Origin of the sequence: Micromonospora rubida (assembly GCF_009908295.1) — a bacterium.
Taxonomy (GTDB): domain Bacteria; phylum Actinomycetota; class Actinomycetes; order Mycobacteriales; family Micromonosporaceae; genus Micromonospora; species Micromonospora rubida.
The window spans coordinates 1-15653 of sequence record NZ_JAAALO010000010.1; the positions used below are offsets into that span (position 1 = coordinate 1).

Consider the following 15653-nt stretch of genomic DNA (forward strand, 5'->3'; position numbering starts at 1 on the left):
CGATAGAGTTACGGCGGTCATGGCGGAGGGGAAACGCCCGGTTACATTCCGAACCCGGAAGCTAAGCCCTCCAGCGCCGATGGTACTGCACTCGGGAGGGTGTGGGAGAGTAGGACACCGCCGGACATCTTTCGGTCAGGGCCACCCCTTCGGGGGTGGCCCTGACGCGTTTCCGTGACCATTTTCAAGCCGGATCAGACCGGGGCCGATCCGGCGTGACCGGCTCCGGGCGGCGAAACCCCGGAACCGGTCTTCGGGGACGATGACTCAGGAACGGGTCTGGACATCCTCGCGGATCCGCCGCATCAGGTCGCCGGCGGCGTCGATCGGGCGCCCCGGCAGCATCGCCATCGCGACGCTGCCGTGGTCCGCCCAGCCGCAGACGGCGAAGTCACCGCCGTCGCCGCTGGTGGCGCCGCACTTCATCACCCCGCCGAGCCGGCCAGCCGGCACCTCGCGCAGCCCGGTGACCTTCCCGGTCTCGTCGGCCATCAGGCCGAAGAGGGTGTCCAGGTCGCGTTCGGGCTGCCACAGCAGGGTGGTGCCGCCGAAGAGCAGCACGGAGCGCTTGTCGTCCGCCGGATCGCGGTACACGACGCCGAGGCTGCGGTCCAGGTCGATGTCGGCGGCGAGTCCGTCGCGCAGGTAGTCGGCGGTGCTGCGGGCCCGGTCGCTGTCGTCGCGTTGCAGGCCGGCGACGGTGGCCGGAGCGGCCAGCCGGGCGTCCTTCTGCTGCGTCACCCGCCAGCCGGCGACGCCCAGCGCCCCGACGCCGGCGAGACCGGCCGCCAGGAGCACGGCGAGGGCGATCCGCCCGCGCCGCGACCGGGGACCGCGCCGCCGGGCCGAGCCCTTCGGGTCCCGGTTGCTGAGCCGGATCGGTTCCTCGGTGAGATCGACCGGCTCGGGCTCGTCAGCGAGCGGACGCTCGGTGAGATGTGCGTCGGACATAGCCGACACCGTACGCGAAGGGCAGGTGGCGCACGTCGGGTCCGCGGAAGCGCTCCGTAGACTTTCAGGGTGACCGACAGCCTGGACGCCCGACGCCCCGACGCCCCGACCCTGCCCGCCCAGTACCAGCCGGGCGAGGTTGAGCAGCGACGGTACGAGCAGTGGGTAGCCGCCGGGCGCTTCCGGGCGTCGGCCCAGAGCGACAAGCCGCCCTTCGCGATCGTCATCCCGCCGCCCAACGTGACCGGCTCGCTGCACATGGGCCACGCGTTCGAGCACACGCTGATGGACGCCCTGACCCGGCGCAAGCGGATGCAGGGCTTCGAGTCGCTCTGGCTGCCGGGCATGGATCACGCCGGCATCGCCACCCAGAACCTCGTCGAGCGGCAGCTCGCCGGAGAGGGCCTGTCCCGGCACGACCTGGGCCGGGAGAAGTTCGTCGAGCGGGTGTGGCAGTGGAAGGCCGAGTCCGGCGGCGCGATCCTGGGCCAGATGCGCCGCCTCGGCGACGCGGTCGACTGGGACCGCGAGCGTTTCACCATGGACGCGGGGCTGTCCCGGGCCGTGCAGACCATGTTCAAGAAGCTCTTCGACGACGGGCTGATCTACCGGGCCAACCGGATCATCAACTGGTGCCCGCGCTGCCTGACCGCGCTGTCCGACATCGAGGTGGAGCACACCGACGACGACGGCGAGCTGATCTCGATCCGGTACGGCGACGAGGTCGTGGTGGCCACCACCCGCGCCGAGACGATGCTCGGCGACACCGCCGTGGCGGTGCACCCCGACGACGAGCGGTACCGACACCTGATCGGCACCGAGGTCGCCCTGCCGCTGACCGACCGGCGCATTCCGATCGTCGCCGACGAGCACGTCGACCCGAGCTTCGGCACCGGCATGGTGAAGGTGACCCCGGCGCACGACCCGAACGACTTCGAGATCGGCCAGCGGCACGACCTGCCCGCCCTGACGATCATGGACGAGCGCGGCATCATCACGGCACCGGGCCCGTTCGAGGGCCTGGACCGGTACGAGGCCCGGCCGGCGATCGTCGCCGCGCTGCGCGAGCAGGGCCTGATCGTGGCCGAGAAGCGGCCGTACGTGCACGCGGTGGGCCACTGCTCGCGGTGCAAGACCACGGTCGAGCCGCGGCTGTCGTTGCAGTGGTTCGTCAACACCGCCCCGCTGGCCAAGGCGGCCGGGGACGCCGTGCGCGACGGCCGGGTGAAGGTCGAGCCGGCCGAGCTGGCCAAGCGCTACTTCGCCTGGGTCGATAACATGCACGACTGGTGCATCTCCCGCCAGCTCTGGTGGGGCCACCGCATCCCGGTCTGGTACGGCCCGGACGGCGAGATCGTCTGCGTCGGCCCGGACGAGGAGCCGCCGACCGGCGAGGGCTGGCACCGGGACGAGGACGTCCTGGACACCTGGTTCTCCAGCGGCCTGTGGCCGTTCTCCACCCTCGGCTGGCCGGAGCAGACCCCGGACCTGGAGAAGTTCTACCCGACCAGCGTCCTGGTCACCGGGTACGACATCCTGTTCTTCTGGGTCGCCCGGATGATGATGTTCGGCCTCTACGCCATGGACGGCCGGCCGCCGTTCGACGTGGTGGCCCTGCACGGCATGGTCCGCGACGAGCACGGCAAGAAGATGTCGAAGTCGTTCGGCAACGTGGTCGACCCGCTGGACTGGATCGACCGGTTCGGCGCGGACGCCACCCGGTTCACCCTCGCCCGGGGCGCCAACCCCGGCCAGGACGTCCCGGTCAGCGAGGACTGGTGTCAGGGTTCCCGCAACTTCTGCAACAAGCTGTGGAACGCCACCCGGTTCGCGCTGATGAACGGTGCCCACACCAACGGCCCGCTGCCGCCGGCCGAGCAGCTCTCCACCGTCGACCGGTGGATCCTGTCCCGGCTGGCGCACGTCACCGCCGAGGTCGACGAGCAGTTCGAGGCGTACGAGTTCGCGAAGGTCTGTGATCTGCTCTACCACTTCGCCTGGGACGACGTCTGCGACTGGTACGTGGAGCTGGGCAAGCCGGTGCTCGCCGAGGGCGGGGCGTCGGCCGACGCCACCCGGCGGGTGCTCGGGCACGTGCTGGACCAGCTCCTGCGGCTGCTGCACCCGGTGATCCCGTTCGTCACCGAGGAGCTGTGGATCGCGCTGACCGGCGGGGAGACGGTGGTGACGGCCGCGTGGCCGACTGCCGACCGTACCGGGATCGACGACGCCGCGGAAGGCGAGGTCGGCACCGTCCAGCGGGTGGTGACCGAGATCCGGCGGTTCCGCTCGGACCAGGGCCTGCGGCCCACCCAGCGGGTGGTCGCCCGGCTCGACGGCCTGGCCGGCGCGGGCATCGCCTCCCACGAGCGGCTGATCCGCTCGCTGGTCCGGCTCGACCCGGTCGGCGACGACTTCCAGGCCAGCGCGACCCTGGCCATGCCCGGCGAGGTGAGCGTCGCGCTGGACACCCGGGGCTCGATCGACGTGGCCGCCGAGCGGGCCCGCCTGACCAAGGACCGCGCCGCAGCCGGGAAGGAGGTCGCGCAGGCCCGCGCGAAGCTGGACAACCCGGCGTTCGTGGGGAAGGCCCCGGAGCCGGTGGTCGCCAAGATCCGCGACCGGCTCGCCACCGCCGAGGCCGACCTGATCCGCATCGATGCCGCTCTGGAGGCGCTGCCCTCGTGACCGACCGTAACGATCACACCCACCGCACCGCTCGCGGCGTCGACGGCGAGTTCGCCGCCGTCGACGCCGAGCTGGCCGCGCGCGGGTTCACCCGCATGCACTTCGAGCTGGACCGGATCGAGACGCTGCTCGACCTGCTCGGCAGCCCACAGCGGGCGTACCCGTCGATCCACCTGACCGGGACCAACGGCAAGACCTCGACCGCCCGGATGATCGACTCGCTGCTGCGGGCGTTCGGGCTGCACACCGGCCGGTACACCAGCCCGCACCTGGAGACCGTCCGGGAGCGGATCAGCCTGGACGGGGAGCCGGTCAGCGAGGAACGCTTCGTGGCCACGTACCGCGAGGTGGTGCCGCTGGCCGACCTGGTCGACCAGCGCTCCGCCGAGCCGTTGACCTACTTCGACCTGACCACCGCGCTGGCGTTCGCCACCTTCGCGGACGCCCCGGTCGACGTCGCGGTGGTCGAGGTGGGGCTCGGCGGGGCCGAGGACTCCACCAACGTGATCCAGGCCGGCGTCGCGGTGCTCACCCCGATCGGGCTGGACCACACCGAGTGGCTGGGCGACACCCTCCAGGACATCGCCCTGCACAAGGCCGGGATCATCCACAAGGGGGCCACGGTCGTCTGCGCGGCGCAGGACGAGGAGGCCGCCCGGCCGATCCTGGAGCGGTGCGCCGAGGTCGGCGCGACGATCGCCCGCGAGGGGTCGGAGTTCGGCGTGCTGCGCCGTTCGGTGGCGGTCGGCGGCCAGGTGCTCAGCATCCAGGGCCTCGGCGGGGTGTACGAGGACATGTTCATCCCGCTGCACGGCGCGCACCAGGCGCAGAACGCGGCGGTGGCGCTCGCCGCCGTGGAGGCGTTCCTCGGGGCGGGGGCGAATCGGCAGCTCGACGTGGAGGCTGTCCGGGAGGGCTTCGCCGACGTCAGCTCGCCCGGCCGGCTGGAGAAGGTGCGTAACGCGCCGACGGTCCTGCTCGACGGGGCGCACAACCCGCACGGGATGGCGGCCACGGTGACCGCCCTCCAGGAGGAGTTCGCGTTCAGCAAGCTGGTCGGCGTGCTCGGGGTGCTCGGCGACAAGGACGCGGTGGGCCTGCTGGAGCTGCTGGAGCCGGTGCTCGACTCGCTCGTGGTCACCCGCAACAGCTCGCCGCGGGCGATGCCGGCCGACGAGCTGGCCGAGCTGGCCCGGGACGTCTTCGGGGAGGACCGGGTGGCGGTGGCCGAGGAGATGCCCGACGCGATCGAGGCGGCGGTGGCCGAGGCCGAGGCCGACGTCCCCGGCGAGCTGTCCGGGGTCGGCGTGCTGATCACCGGGTCGGTGGTGACCGTGGCCGACGCCCGCAGGCTGTTCAAGCGATGACCGCCCCGGATTCAGACCGCCGGGCGGAGGGCGCCGGCGACGGATCGGGTCAGCGGCGCTCCGGGCTGCGCAACCCCGAGGGGGCGGTGCGCGGCCTGGGCGCCGGGACGCTCGGCCTGGAGGCCCTGGTGCTGCTGCTCGCGATCCAGCCGATCCGGGTGGTCGGCGGGGAGCTCAGCGGCGCGGCCGTCGCGGTGATCGTGGCGTTGGCCGTGGCGGCGGTGGTGCTCGCCGGGATGATGCGTCGGCGGTGGGCCTGGTACGCCGGCACGGTGCTCCAGGGGGCGCTGCTGCTTGCCGGGCTGCTGCACTGGTCGCTGCTGGTGGTGGGGATCATCTTCGCCCTGGTCTGGGGGTACGCCCTGCACGTGCGCCGGGTGATCCTCGGCCGCTGAGCCGCTGAGCCGCTGAGCCGCTGCCTGCGGGGCGGGCCCGGTGCGGGACGGGCCCTGCCGCGGCGCGGGACCCGGGGCGGGGCCCGGTGCCAGGGTGCCGTCCCCACTGCTCAGGCGTCGGCGCGGGTGCGCCACTGGGTGAGGGCGATGCCGTGCCCGTCCGGGTCGCGGAAGGCCGCCGCCCAGACCTCCAGCTTGGTACCCCGGTTCACCACCCTCGGGGCGTACGTGAAGCGGACCCCGGAGTCGCGCAGCCGCTCGTACGCGCCCTGGATGTTGTCGACCTCCAGGTTCACGTGGACCAGGCGGCGGCTCATCGGGGCCGCGCCGGTGACCTCGCGCAGCACCAGCCGGGTCGCCCCGGAGGCGAGCACGGCGTTGCCGGCGCCCCGGTCGACCTCCTCGAAGCCGAGGGTGTCCCGGTAGAACTCCAGCGACCGGTCCAGGCCGGTGACCAGCAGGGTGATGCCGACCCCGCTGATCGGGGCCGCCGCGTCGGCGGGCTCGGCCTCCGGGTCGTAACCGAAGATCGCCTCGTCCAGCTCGTGCTGGTCGGGGGCCGGTCGGGGGCGCGGGGCCGGGTCGTCCAGCGGCACGTCGATGGGGTCGATCGGGGCCGCCGCGTCGACGGTCTCGACGGGGTCGGCCGGGGCCGTCGCGTCGATGGTCTCGACGGGGACGGTCGGGTCGAAGCGTTCCTCGGCCGGTGGGCGGGGGGCCGGGGTGGCCCGCCGGGGCAGCGGGCCGGGGGTCGGCTCCACCACCGTCCCCTCCAGCACGACCGGGCCGCCCGGCCGCTGGTGCATCACGACCGGCTCCCGGCCCTCCGGCAGCGGGCCGAGGTCGTCGTCGCGCATCGGGTCGGCCCTGGGCTGGTCACGCAGGTCGTCGCGGAAACCGGACGAGTCGCGCAGGTCGTCGTGGAAACCGGGCAGGTCACGCAGGTCGTCGCGGAAGTCGTCGTCCGGGATGCGGTCGGCCCACGGCGGCGCCTCCTGCTGGATCAGCACCTCGTCGACCGGGTCGGCGCCCGCGTACTCGGGCGGCAGGTCGGCCATGGCCGACGCGGCGGTCTCCGCGTGGGTGGGCACCTCGTCCCAGAGGACGCGGACATGCCGCTGGTCGTCCAGGGCCACCCGGATCGGCAGGGCCTGCCCGATCGAGGGCCACTTCGCCACCGGGACCCGCGGCTCGATGATCTTCTTCGACCGGGGCGGCAGGCCGGGCGCGTCGATGACGAGCTGCAACTCGCAGCGGCCGAACGCGTACGCGTTGGGCGGCTCGGAGGCGCTGTGCACGTGGCCGACGCCGACCACCCAGGTTCGGCCGCCGCCGCGCACGGTGGCCATCGCGATCGCCAGCACCAGCAGGGCCACCCCCAGCGCCACGATCGCCCAGCTGGTCATGCCCAGCCCGAACAGGACCACGAAGGTCGCCACGGTGCCCAGCACCGTCGCGATGAGCTTGCGTACCGGCGCGATGGGTCGGTTCCCGCCATTCGCCACTGTGGACCTCCCATGGGTCAAGGGCCAGGCTAGGCCGGATCGGCGACCCAGGGAATAGCGCAGCCGCCGCGCCGGTGCCCGCACCGGGTCGCTAGGCTGACCGTACCCAGCCGAGCCGTCTTCCGCGCACAGGAGGAACCCAGCGTGTCCAGCAGCAGCCCGGACGAGCGCACTCTCGTCCTGATCAAGCCCGACGCGGTCGGCCGTGGCCTGGTCGGTGAGATCCTCTCCCGCTTCGAGCGCAAGGGCCTGCGGATCGACGCCATGGCATCCCGGACGATGGACGGCGACTTCGCCGACCAGCACTACGCCGAGCACGTCGACAAGGCGTTCTACCCGCCCCTGAAGGGGTTCATGACCAGCGGTCCGCTGGTGGCCCTGGTGCTCTCCGGCGACCAGGTCATCGAGGTGGTGCGCGGCATGATCGGCAGCACCGACGGCCGCCGGGCCGCCGCCGGCACCATCCGCGGCGACTTCTCCCTGTCCAACCGGGAGAACCTGGTGCACGCCTCCGACTCGACCGACAGCTCCAAGCGCGAGATCGCGCTCTGGTTCCCCGAGCTGGGCTGACGGCTTTCCGACGCCGGGCGTGGTGGGGCGGGCCCGGTCGCCGGGTCACCCCGCCAACCGGGTGAGCTTCTCCGGGTTGGCGACCACGTACAGGCCGGTGATCCGGCCGCCGGCGGCGGCCACGGTCAGCGCGTACCGCCGGCTGCCGGGCCAGTACACGACGTACCCGGCCCGGCCGTTGAACTCGACCGGGACCGTGTGCGGCGTCGGCCGCCGGGGCCCGAGGACCCCGGCGAAGAAGCGGGCAACCCGGTCCGCCCCGCGCACCGGGTTGCGGGCCGCCCTGGTCCGGCCGCCCCCGTCGGTCCACGCGGTGACGTCGGTCGTCATCAGGTCCGTCAGCCGGGCCAGGTCGCCGTCGCGGGCCGCGGCGAGGAACGCGTCCAGCAGCCGCCGCTGCTCACCCGGGTCGGCAGTGAAGCGGCGGCGGTCGACGGCGATCCGGGCCGCCGCCCGGTGGTGCAGCTGCCGGCAGTCCGCCGCGGACCGGTCCAGGATCTCGCCGACCTGCGCGTACGGCAGGTCGAAGGCGGTGCGCAGCACGTAGACCGCGCGCTCCGGCGGAGTCAGCCGCTCCAGCAGGTGCAGCAGCGCGAGGGAGAGCGAGTCGCGCAGCTCCGCGTGTTCCGGCGGCCCGAACGGCGAGGGCTCGGTGGGCACCGGCTCCGGCAGCCAGGGCCCGACGTACGTCTCCCGGGCAGCCTGCCGGGCCCGCAGCCGGTCGATGGCGAGCCGGGTGACCACCCGGGACAGGTAGCGGCGGGGCTCGGCCACCGCGGCCCGGTCGACGCCCAGCCACCGCAGGTACGCGTCCTGGAGCACATCCTCGGCGTCGTGCAGGCTGCCGAGCATCCGGTACGCCAGGCCGAGCAGCATCGGCCGGTGCGCGTCGAGCACACCGGCCGCCTGTGCCGCACCGGCCGTCGTCACCCGTCCGTCGGCGGTTGGCGCCGGGTGGCCGCCACGATCCGGTTCCATACGTTGATTGTGGCGATCGCGACCGTCAGGTCCGCCAGCTCCTTCTCCGACCAGACCTTCGCGGCGGCGTCCCAGACCTCGTCGGGCACCCCGTGCTCCCCGAGGCGGGTGAGCGCATCGGTGAGCGCGAGCGCCGTCCGTTCCCGCTCGTCGAAGAAGGGCGTCTCCCGCCAGGCGGCCACGGCGAACAGCCGCCGGCTGGACTCGCCCGCCGCGAGGGCGTCCCGGCTGTGCATGTCCACGCAGAACCCGCAGCCGTTCAGCATCGACGCGCGCAGCTTCACCAGCTCCAGCACCGTGTGGTCGAGGTTCGCGCGGGTGTACCGCTCCAGCCCGGCCACCGCCCGGTACGCCTCCGGCGCCACCGCCTCCAGATCGATCCGACTCATCGTGTTCTCCCATCCTCGTCGATACACCGGGACGACGGGCGGAGCGGGCGTGGATGTGACGGCGGCGGGTGTGACGCCGGTCATGCCGCCGCAGGCCGGGCGGTGAATAGTCGAAGGTGGGCGCCGCTCGCCGGCCTCGCCGGGAGGCCGGCAAGGACGAACCGGTGACGGTGGCCGTCCGCCGGGTGTGAGATGTGGGTGGGGCCCTCCCGGGACGGCGCCCCTGCCCGGCCGCCCTCCGCCACGCAGCGGACGGCCCGGTCACCCGTTCGGCCCGGCGTGACCGCGTCGGCTAACGTGACATCGCCCTGTCCAGCACGACCGCCGGAGGACCAGTGCCGCTGCTTTACACCATCGGCAGGCTCACAGTGGCGCCGGCGCTCCGGTTGGCCTTCCGGCCGACCGTGGAGGGTTTGGAGCACATCCCGGAGACCGGTGGCGCTATCTTCGCCGGCAACCATCTCTCCGTCGCCGACGAGCTGTTCCTCGGCACGGTCGTGCCCCGCCACCTCGCGTTCTGGGCCAAGTCGGAGTACTTCAAGGGCACCGGCCCGAAGGGCGCGCTATCGAAGTTCGTGCTCACCGGGCTGGGAGCCATCCCCGTCGAGCGGGCCGGCGGCCGGGCCGCGTTGTCCGCGTTCGACGCGGCGATTCCGGTGCTGAAGGCCGGTGACCTGGTCGCCGTGTATCCGGAGGGGACCCGCTCGCCCGACGGCCGGCTCTACCGGGGCCGCACCGGGGCCGCCCGACTGGCGGTTGCGGCCGGCGTGCCGATCATCCCGGTGGGCATGGTCGGCACCGACAGGGCCCAGCCGATCGGCACCAGGGTGCCCCGACCGGGCCGGGCGGACATCGTCGTGCGGTTTGGCAAGCCGCTGGACTTCACCGGCCGCCCGGACGACCGGACCTCGCTGCGGGAGATGACCGACGAGGTGATGGGCGAGATCCAGAAGCTCACCGGCCAGGAGTACGTGTCGCGCTACGCCCCGCCCCGCGCGCGACCGGCGGCCGAGGGCGAGCCCCCGGCCTGACCGGCCTGCCCTGACCGGCCCCACCCGGTCGGGTCGGGCCTCAGCCCGTCCGCCTCAGCCCGTCGTGCCCGGGTTCTGGTTGGCCGTGACGATCTGCTCGCGCATGGTGTTCAGCAGTCGGGCGCTGTCATCGACGGAGAGTTGGGTGAACACGCCGGTGGTGAGGCTGCCGTGGTCGACCGAGGTGCAGACCACCACGTCGGTGCCGTCGAGGGCGCCGACGGCACAGCGCTCGAACCGGCCCCGGACACCAGTCTCCACCACCTGCTTGTCCCCGAGCCGGTACGGCTCCGTCAGCCGGGTCATCTCGTCGTCCGCGTCGCTCTCCGGGGTCAGCCGGAACCCGGTGCCGCCGAACACCGCCACCGGCTTGCCCGCCGACGAGGCGTACACGCCGGCGAAGGTGTCCTCGGTCAGCAGATGTGCCTTACGTACATCGTTCTCCAGTTCCTTCGCGGTGGCCTGGCTGCGGGCGTCCTGGCGCAGCGACAGGTCGGAGATCTGCTGCGGCAGCGCGGCGCTCGCCGGGTACTGCTCCCACATCGGCTTCACCCAGTAGGCCGGGCAGCCGCAGCAGCAGGCGATGCTGAGCAGCAGCACCCACGGCCAGCGCCGACGTCGCCGGCGGGGGGACCTCGGCGCGGGCGGCGGCGTCGGCGCTGGCCGCTGCTGTTGTTGCGGCGGCGCGATCGGCGGAGCCGGCGGCGGCACGTGGCGCGGCGGTGCTGGCGGTGACACCTGCCGGGGTGGGGCCTGCCGCGGCATCTGACGGGTCGGCGCCGGTTGCCGGGCCACGGGCGGCGGCGGGCTGACGGGGCGGGCCGCGGGCGACACCGGCCGGGCGCCCTGCGCTGGGGTGGCCGGATGGGCCACCGGCGGCGGGGTCGGGGGTCCGGCGACGGGCGCCGAGCCGGCGACCCGCCCCTGGGGCTGCCGGGTGGCCGGCGGCGTCGGGTACGACAGCGTCGGCGGCAGCGGGGGCAGTTCGGCGGAGTGCAGGTCCCAACTGCCGGTGTCCACGCCGGCCCACGGGTCCACCGGCACCTGGCTCTCCGGGGACGGCAGCGGGCCGTGCCCGGCCGGGGCGGGTGGCGGCGGGGTGGGCTCCGCCGACTCGCCCCAGATCCTCCTGCGTTGCGGCGGCGGTGGGACCGGCGCGGAGCCCGTCCACCGGGGCGCCGGCGGTGCGGCGGCGGGGTCGAGGGTGGTCCGGTCCGGACGCGCGTCGACCTTCGTCGGGTCGGGGGCGGGGGCCGCCGGGGCCGGCCCACCCCCGCGGCGAGCCGGCTCCGGGCCGGTTCGCCGCGGGGTGGCCTCCACCCGGGTGGGGTCGGGCCCGGCCCGTCCCGGGGTGGCCTCGTCCCGTCCCGGGGTGGTTTCGACTCGGGTGGGGTCGGGTCCGGCCCGTCCCGGGGTGGCCTCGACCGTGGTGGGGTCCGGGCCGGTCTGTTCGAGAGTCGCCTCGGCTGCGGTCGGGCCCGGGTCGGTCGGCTGCGGGGCGGTGTCGGCCGGCAGGGGCGGGGTCACCGGTTCGGGCCGCGCCCCGGGGGCCGGCGCGGGATCGACCCGGGTGGGCTCCGGCGGGGCCGACGCCTCGGCCGCCGGTCGGGGATTCCCGACCGGGGTGGTCGCGTCGGGAGCATCGCCGCCCCGGGTGCCGGCGGAGCCGGCCGCGTCGGGGGCGTCCTCCGTCGGGTGGGCTGCGGGCACCTCCGGCCCGGCCGGTGTGCCCTCCGGATCTGTGGCCGGCACGTCCGCAGCGGCGGGAGGCGCGGACGTGCCGCGCGGGCCCGGCACGGCGGGCGGTGGTTCGGGGGAGGGGATCGACTCGCCGGCGGCGGCCGGATCCTGGCCCCGGTCGGTGGCCGGGGTGCCCCCGTCGGCCGGTCGGTCTGCTCCCGGCTGCGGGTGCGGCATCGCGGCAATCTCCTCTCGCGCCGGTCCGAGGTTAGTACCGGCGTGCCACCGACGGCGATCCGCCCACGTCCCGGTGGCGCGTGGCTGGGCCCTGGCAGCCGGACCGGCTGATGCCGGGCCGATCTGCGGAACCGGTCGCGGGATTGTCTGTTTCCTATCCCCTGACCGGGCCGTTAGGTCGTTAGTGTCCGAATACGGCGGCTCGCCGCCGAGGAGGTTCGACCATGCGCGTACGCACCCTGCTCACGCTCCTGGCCGGTCCGGCACTCGCCGGGCTCGCCGCCTGCGGCCAGCCGGGCCCCGCCGCCGCACCGCAGCAGCCCGCCCCCGGGGCGGCCGGGTCCTTCTGCGCCCAGGCCGGCACCGCCGTCCCGTCGCCGCCCACCCCGTCGCCGGGGCGCTCCTACTGGCCGCATCAGAACAGCCTGTTGGACGCCGCCACCATCGTGCAGGAAGCCGGCGAGCAGCGCTGGCCGCAGGTGTACGCCGGGGTCGAACTCGACCTCGAACAGAACCTGCTACAGGTGCGCCGCATCCCCTCCGATCCCGCCGTCGACCAGGCCATGTGCGCCCTCGTGCCGACCGTGACCGTCAGGTTCGTCGACGCCGTCCACTCCGAGCGGCAGCTCGCCGCCTGGCAGGCCAGAGTCGTCGCCGACCGCCCCTACTGGCAGGTCCGCGGCATCGTCCTGAACGAGATCAGCACCGACCCGGGCCTCTGCGTCGTCGTCGCCGTCGACGACCCGGCCCGCCACCGGGCAACGATCACCGCCCGCTACCCGGGCCTGCCGATCCGCGTCGAATACGGCGCCGAGGCCGTGCCTCTCGTTGTCGGGAAGGCCTGATCCCGGCGCGGGGCCGGACGCCGTGGCGGATGCGACGCGGCGGTCGGTGGGTGGACGCGTACCCTTGGGCATCATGAGCGTCCCGTCCACCCCCCCGCGCCCCGCCGCGGCCAACTCCGTCTGGCCTCGGCTGGAGCCGCTGCTGCCCCAGGTGACCAAGCCCATCCAGTACGTCGGTGGCGAGCTGGGCGCGGTGGTCAAGGACTGGGACACGGCGACCGTCCGCTGGGCGCTGATGTACCCGGACGCCTACGAGGTCGGGCTGCCCAACCAGGGCGTGCAGATCCTGTACGAGGTCCTCAACGAGCTGCCCGACGTGCTCGCCGAGCGGACGTACGCGGTCTGGCCCGACCTGGAGAGTCTGATGCGCACGCACGGCGTGCCGCAGTTCACCGTCGACGCCCACCGGGCGGTGCGCGACTTCGACGTGTTCGGCATCTCGTTCTCCACCGAGCTGGGCTACACCAACCTGCTCACCGCGATCGACCTGGCCGGCATCCCGATGCTCGCGGCGGACCGCACCGACGCCGATCCGGTGATCGTGGCCGGGGGGCACGCCGCGTTCAACCCGGAGCCGATCGCCGACTTCGTCGACGCCGCCGTGCTCGGCGACGGCGAGGAGGCGGTCCTGGAGATCACCACGATCGTCCGGGAGTGGAAGTCCGAGGGCTCCCCGGGCGGCCGGGACGAGCTGCTGCTGCGGCTGGCCCGCACCGAGAGCGTCTACGTGCCGCGCTTCTACGACGTGGACTACCTGCCCGACGGGCGGATCCAGCGGGTCGTGCCGAACCGCGCGGACGTGCCGTTCCGGGTGCACAAGCGCACGACGATGGACCTGGACGCCTGGCCGTACCCGAAGAAGCCCCTGGTCCCGCTCGCCGAGACCGTGCACGAGCGGTACGCGGTGGAGATCTTCCGGGGTTGCACGCGGGGCTGCCGGTTCTGCCAGGCCGGCATGATCACCCGGCCGGTCCGGGAGCGGTCGATCACCACGGTGGGGCAGATGGTGCAGCAGGGGCTGGAGTTCTCCGGCTTCCACGAGGTGGGCCTGCTGTCGCTGTCGTCGGCCGACCACTCCGAGATCGGCGACATGTGCTCCGGCCTGGCCGAGCAGTACGCGGGCACCAACGTGTCGCTGTCGCTGCCGTCGACCCGGGTGGACGCGTTCAACATCGACCTGGCCCAGGAGCTGTCCCGCAACGGCCGGCGCACCGGTCTGACCTTCGCCCCCGAGGGCGGGTCGGAGCGGATCCGCAAGGTGATCAACAAGATGGTGTCGGAGGAGGACCTGATCCGCACCGTCGTCACCGCGTACACCAACGGCTGGCGGCAGGTGAAGCTGTACTTCATGTGCGGCCTGCCCACCGAGACCGACGACGACGTGCTCCAGATCGCCCGGATGGCCCACGAGGTCATCAAGGCGGGCCGGGCCGCCACCGGCTCGAAGGACATCCGCTGCACGGTCTCCATCGGCGGGTTCGTGCCGAAGCCGCACACTCCGTTCCAGTGGGCGAAGATGGAGCGGCCGGAGGTCATCGACGGCCGGCTGAGGATGCTCAAGCAGGAGATCAACTCGGATCGGTCGCTCGGCCGGGCGATCGGCTTCCGCTACCACGACGGCGAGCCGTCGCTGATCGAGGGCCTGCTCAGTCGCGGCGACCGCCGGGTCGGCGCGGTGATCCGCCGGGTCTGGGAGAACGGCGGCCGGTTCGACGGCTGGAGCGAGCACTTCTCGTACCAGCGCTGGGTGGACGCCGCCGCCGAGACGCTGCCGGCCTTCGGCGTGGACCTGGACTGGTACACCACCCGGGAGCGCGACGAGCTGGAGGTCCTGCCCTGGGACCACCTGGACTCGGGCCTGGACAAGGACTGGCTCTGGAAGGACTGGCAGGACTCGACGTCCGAGTACGAGCAGGACGACTGCCGGTGGACCCCCTGCTTCGACTGTGGGGTCTGCCCATCCATGGACACCGAGATCCAGATCGGCCCGACGGGCCAGAAGCTGCTCCCGCTCACCCCGCTCAACGGCGCCGGCCTGAAGGTGCCCACCCACACCCACCCCTGACCCACGGCCGGCCCACCACCGTCCGCTGCGTTGATCAGGCAGGTGCCGTCACGGTCACGGCACGTCGGCGACGGCACCTGCACGACCAACCGGTTCTGAGTCCGAGGAGCACGACGATCAGCAGGAAACCACAGCCGGAGGGCGGGCAGGCCCCGATCGTCCAGCGTGTCCGGATCCGGTACGCCAAGCGTGGGCCGCTGCGGTTCACCTCGCACCGCGACTTCGCCCGTGCCTTCGAGCGGGCGTTGCGCCGGGCGGGTGTACCGATCGCCTTCTCGCAGGGCTTCTCCCCGCATCCCAAGATCTCCTACGCCAGCGCGGCCCCGACCGGGGTGGCCAGCGAGGCGGAGTATCTCGAGATCGGGCTCCGCGAGCCGGTCGACCCGGAGCAGCTGCGGGCCGCGCTGGACGCGGCCCTCTCGCCCGGCCTCGACATCATGGACGCTGTCGTCGCCTCCGGCGGTGGTCTTGCCGACCGGATCGAGGCGTCGCACTGGCGGATCGAGTTGCCGGAGGTCGAGCCGGCCGTGCTGGATCGCGCGGTGGCCGCCTTCACCGCCGCCGAGGAGGTCCAGGTCGAGCGGATGACCAAGCAGGGCAGGCGCACCTTCGACGCTCGCGCAGCAGTCATAAGCATCGATGTGGTCGCGTCTCCGCAGACGCCTTCCGGAGCCGCGGCCGTACCGTGTGCGATACTCGAACTGGTCGTCCGGCAGGTCACCCCGTCCGTACGACCCGATGACGTCCTTTCCGGCCTCCGCGTGGTGGCCGACCTGGAGCCGCCGGTCTCCCCAAGGGTGATCCGGCTGGCGCAGGGCACGTTGACCGCGCAGGGTGCGATCGTGGATCCGTTGGACGCGGACCGCGACGGGGCAGCCATCGTATGAGCGTTGACCGTCGGTCAACGCTCGGGCAGGCAGACTTCGGCGGTCGCGCACCTCGCGCGCCCGGC

The 15653-nt window shown here is 73.4% G+C and carries 13 protein-coding genes and 1 rRNA gene; 9 read left to right on the forward strand and 5 right to left on the reverse strand.

Going from position 1 to position 15653, the window contains the following annotated elements:
• Window positions 1–9 precede the first annotated feature (9 nt).
• Window positions 10–126, forward strand: a 5S ribosomal RNA gene (rrf, locus tag GVV04_RS26955).
• Between the two features lie 141 nt (window positions 127–267).
• On the opposite strand, the gene GVV04_RS26960 is transcribed toward rrf, so the two are convergent.
• Window positions 268–951, reverse strand: a complete 684-nt coding sequence (locus GVV04_RS26960; protein WP_161691801.1) for a hypothetical protein — start codon at window positions 949–951, stop codon at window positions 268–270.
• Between the two features lie 69 nt (window positions 952–1020).
• On the opposite strand from GVV04_RS26960, the gene GVV04_RS26965 reads away from it, so the two are divergent.
• The 3 genes from GVV04_RS26965 (at window position 1021) to GVV04_RS26975 (ending at window position 5401) form a co-directional block, all read left to right on the forward strand.
• Window positions 1021–3639 carry a valine--tRNA ligase gene (locus GVV04_RS26965; RefSeq protein ID WP_161691802.1) on the forward strand — a complete coding sequence of 873 codons (2619 nt, stop codon included), beginning with the start codon at window positions 1021–1023 and terminating at the stop codon, window positions 3637–3639.
• A 95-nt stretch (window positions 3640–3734) separates the two neighbouring features.
• A complete protein-coding gene (locus GVV04_RS26970; RefSeq protein WP_235967121.1) occupies window positions 3735–5006 on the forward strand; it encodes a bifunctional folylpolyglutamate synthase/dihydrofolate synthase in 1272 nt (423 codons plus the stop codon).
• A complete protein-coding gene (locus GVV04_RS26975) occupies window positions 5003–5401 on the forward strand; it encodes a DUF4233 domain-containing protein (protein ID WP_161691804.1) in 399 nt (132 codons plus the stop codon). The genes GVV04_RS26970 and GVV04_RS26975 overlap by 4 nt, the downstream gene beginning before the upstream one ends.
• Before the next feature lie 110 nt (window positions 5402–5511).
• Here GVV04_RS26975 and GVV04_RS26980 read toward each other — a convergent pair whose 3' ends face one another.
• Window positions 5512–6906, reverse strand: coding sequence for a VOC family protein (locus GVV04_RS26980; protein ID WP_161691805.1), 1395 nt, complete (start codon window positions 6904–6906; stop codon window positions 5512–5514).
• 144 nt (window positions 6907–7050) lie between these two features.
• Between GVV04_RS26980 and ndk the strand changes: the two genes are divergently transcribed.
• Window positions 7051–7476: a nucleoside-diphosphate kinase gene (gene ndk / locus GVV04_RS26985; RefSeq protein WP_161691806.1), complete on the forward strand. Its 426-nt coding sequence runs from the start codon at window positions 7051–7053 to the stop codon at window positions 7474–7476.
• Between the two features lie 45 nt (window positions 7477–7521).
• Here ndk and sigJ read toward each other — a convergent pair whose 3' ends face one another.
• Both sigJ and GVV04_RS26995 read right to left on the reverse strand, forming a co-directional pair.
• Window positions 7522–8454 (reverse strand): RNA polymerase sigma factor SigJ, encoded by a 933-nt coding sequence (gene sigJ, locus GVV04_RS26990; RefSeq protein WP_161691807.1) that lies wholly within the window; start codon window positions 8452–8454, stop codon window positions 7522–7524.
• Window positions 8403–8843: a carboxymuconolactone decarboxylase family protein gene (locus GVV04_RS26995; RefSeq protein ID WP_161691808.1), complete on the reverse strand. Its 441-nt coding sequence runs from the start codon at window positions 8841–8843 to the stop codon at window positions 8403–8405. Before GVV04_RS26995 ends, sigJ begins: the two co-directional genes overlap by 52 nt.
• Before the next feature lie 335 nt (window positions 8844–9178).
• Between GVV04_RS26995 and GVV04_RS27000 the strand changes: the two genes are divergently transcribed.
• Complete coding sequence (locus tag GVV04_RS27000; RefSeq protein WP_161691809.1) at window positions 9179–9874, forward strand: lysophospholipid acyltransferase family protein; 696 nt, start codon at window positions 9179–9181, stop codon at window positions 9872–9874.
• A 54-nt stretch (window positions 9875–9928) separates the two neighbouring features.
• On the opposite strand, the gene GVV04_RS33590 is transcribed toward GVV04_RS27000, so the two are convergent.
• Window positions 9929–11791, reverse strand: coding sequence for a hypothetical protein (locus GVV04_RS33590; RefSeq protein WP_235967159.1), 1863 nt, complete (start codon window positions 11789–11791; stop codon window positions 9929–9931).
• Window positions 11792–12015: 224 nt separating this feature from the next.
• Here GVV04_RS33590 and GVV04_RS27010 point away from each other — a divergent pair, with 224 nt between their 5' ends.
• The 3 genes from GVV04_RS27010 (at window position 12016) to GVV04_RS27020 (ending at window position 15588) form a co-directional block, all read left to right on the forward strand.
• On the forward strand, window positions 12016–12636 hold the full coding sequence (locus GVV04_RS27010; protein WP_161691810.1) for a hypothetical protein: 621 nt from the start codon (window positions 12016–12018) through the stop codon (window positions 12634–12636).
• Between the two features lie 73 nt (window positions 12637–12709).
• Entirely contained in the window at window positions 12710–14701 is a 1992-nt protein-coding gene (locus GVV04_RS27015; protein WP_161691811.1) for a TIGR03960 family B12-binding radical SAM protein, read from the forward strand.
• Between the two features lie 173 nt (window positions 14702–14874).
• Entirely contained in the window at window positions 14875–15588 is a 714-nt protein-coding gene (locus GVV04_RS27020; RefSeq protein WP_161692005.1) for a TIGR03936 family radical SAM-associated protein, read from the forward strand.
• The last annotated feature ends 65 nt before the right edge of the window (window positions 15589–15653 follow it).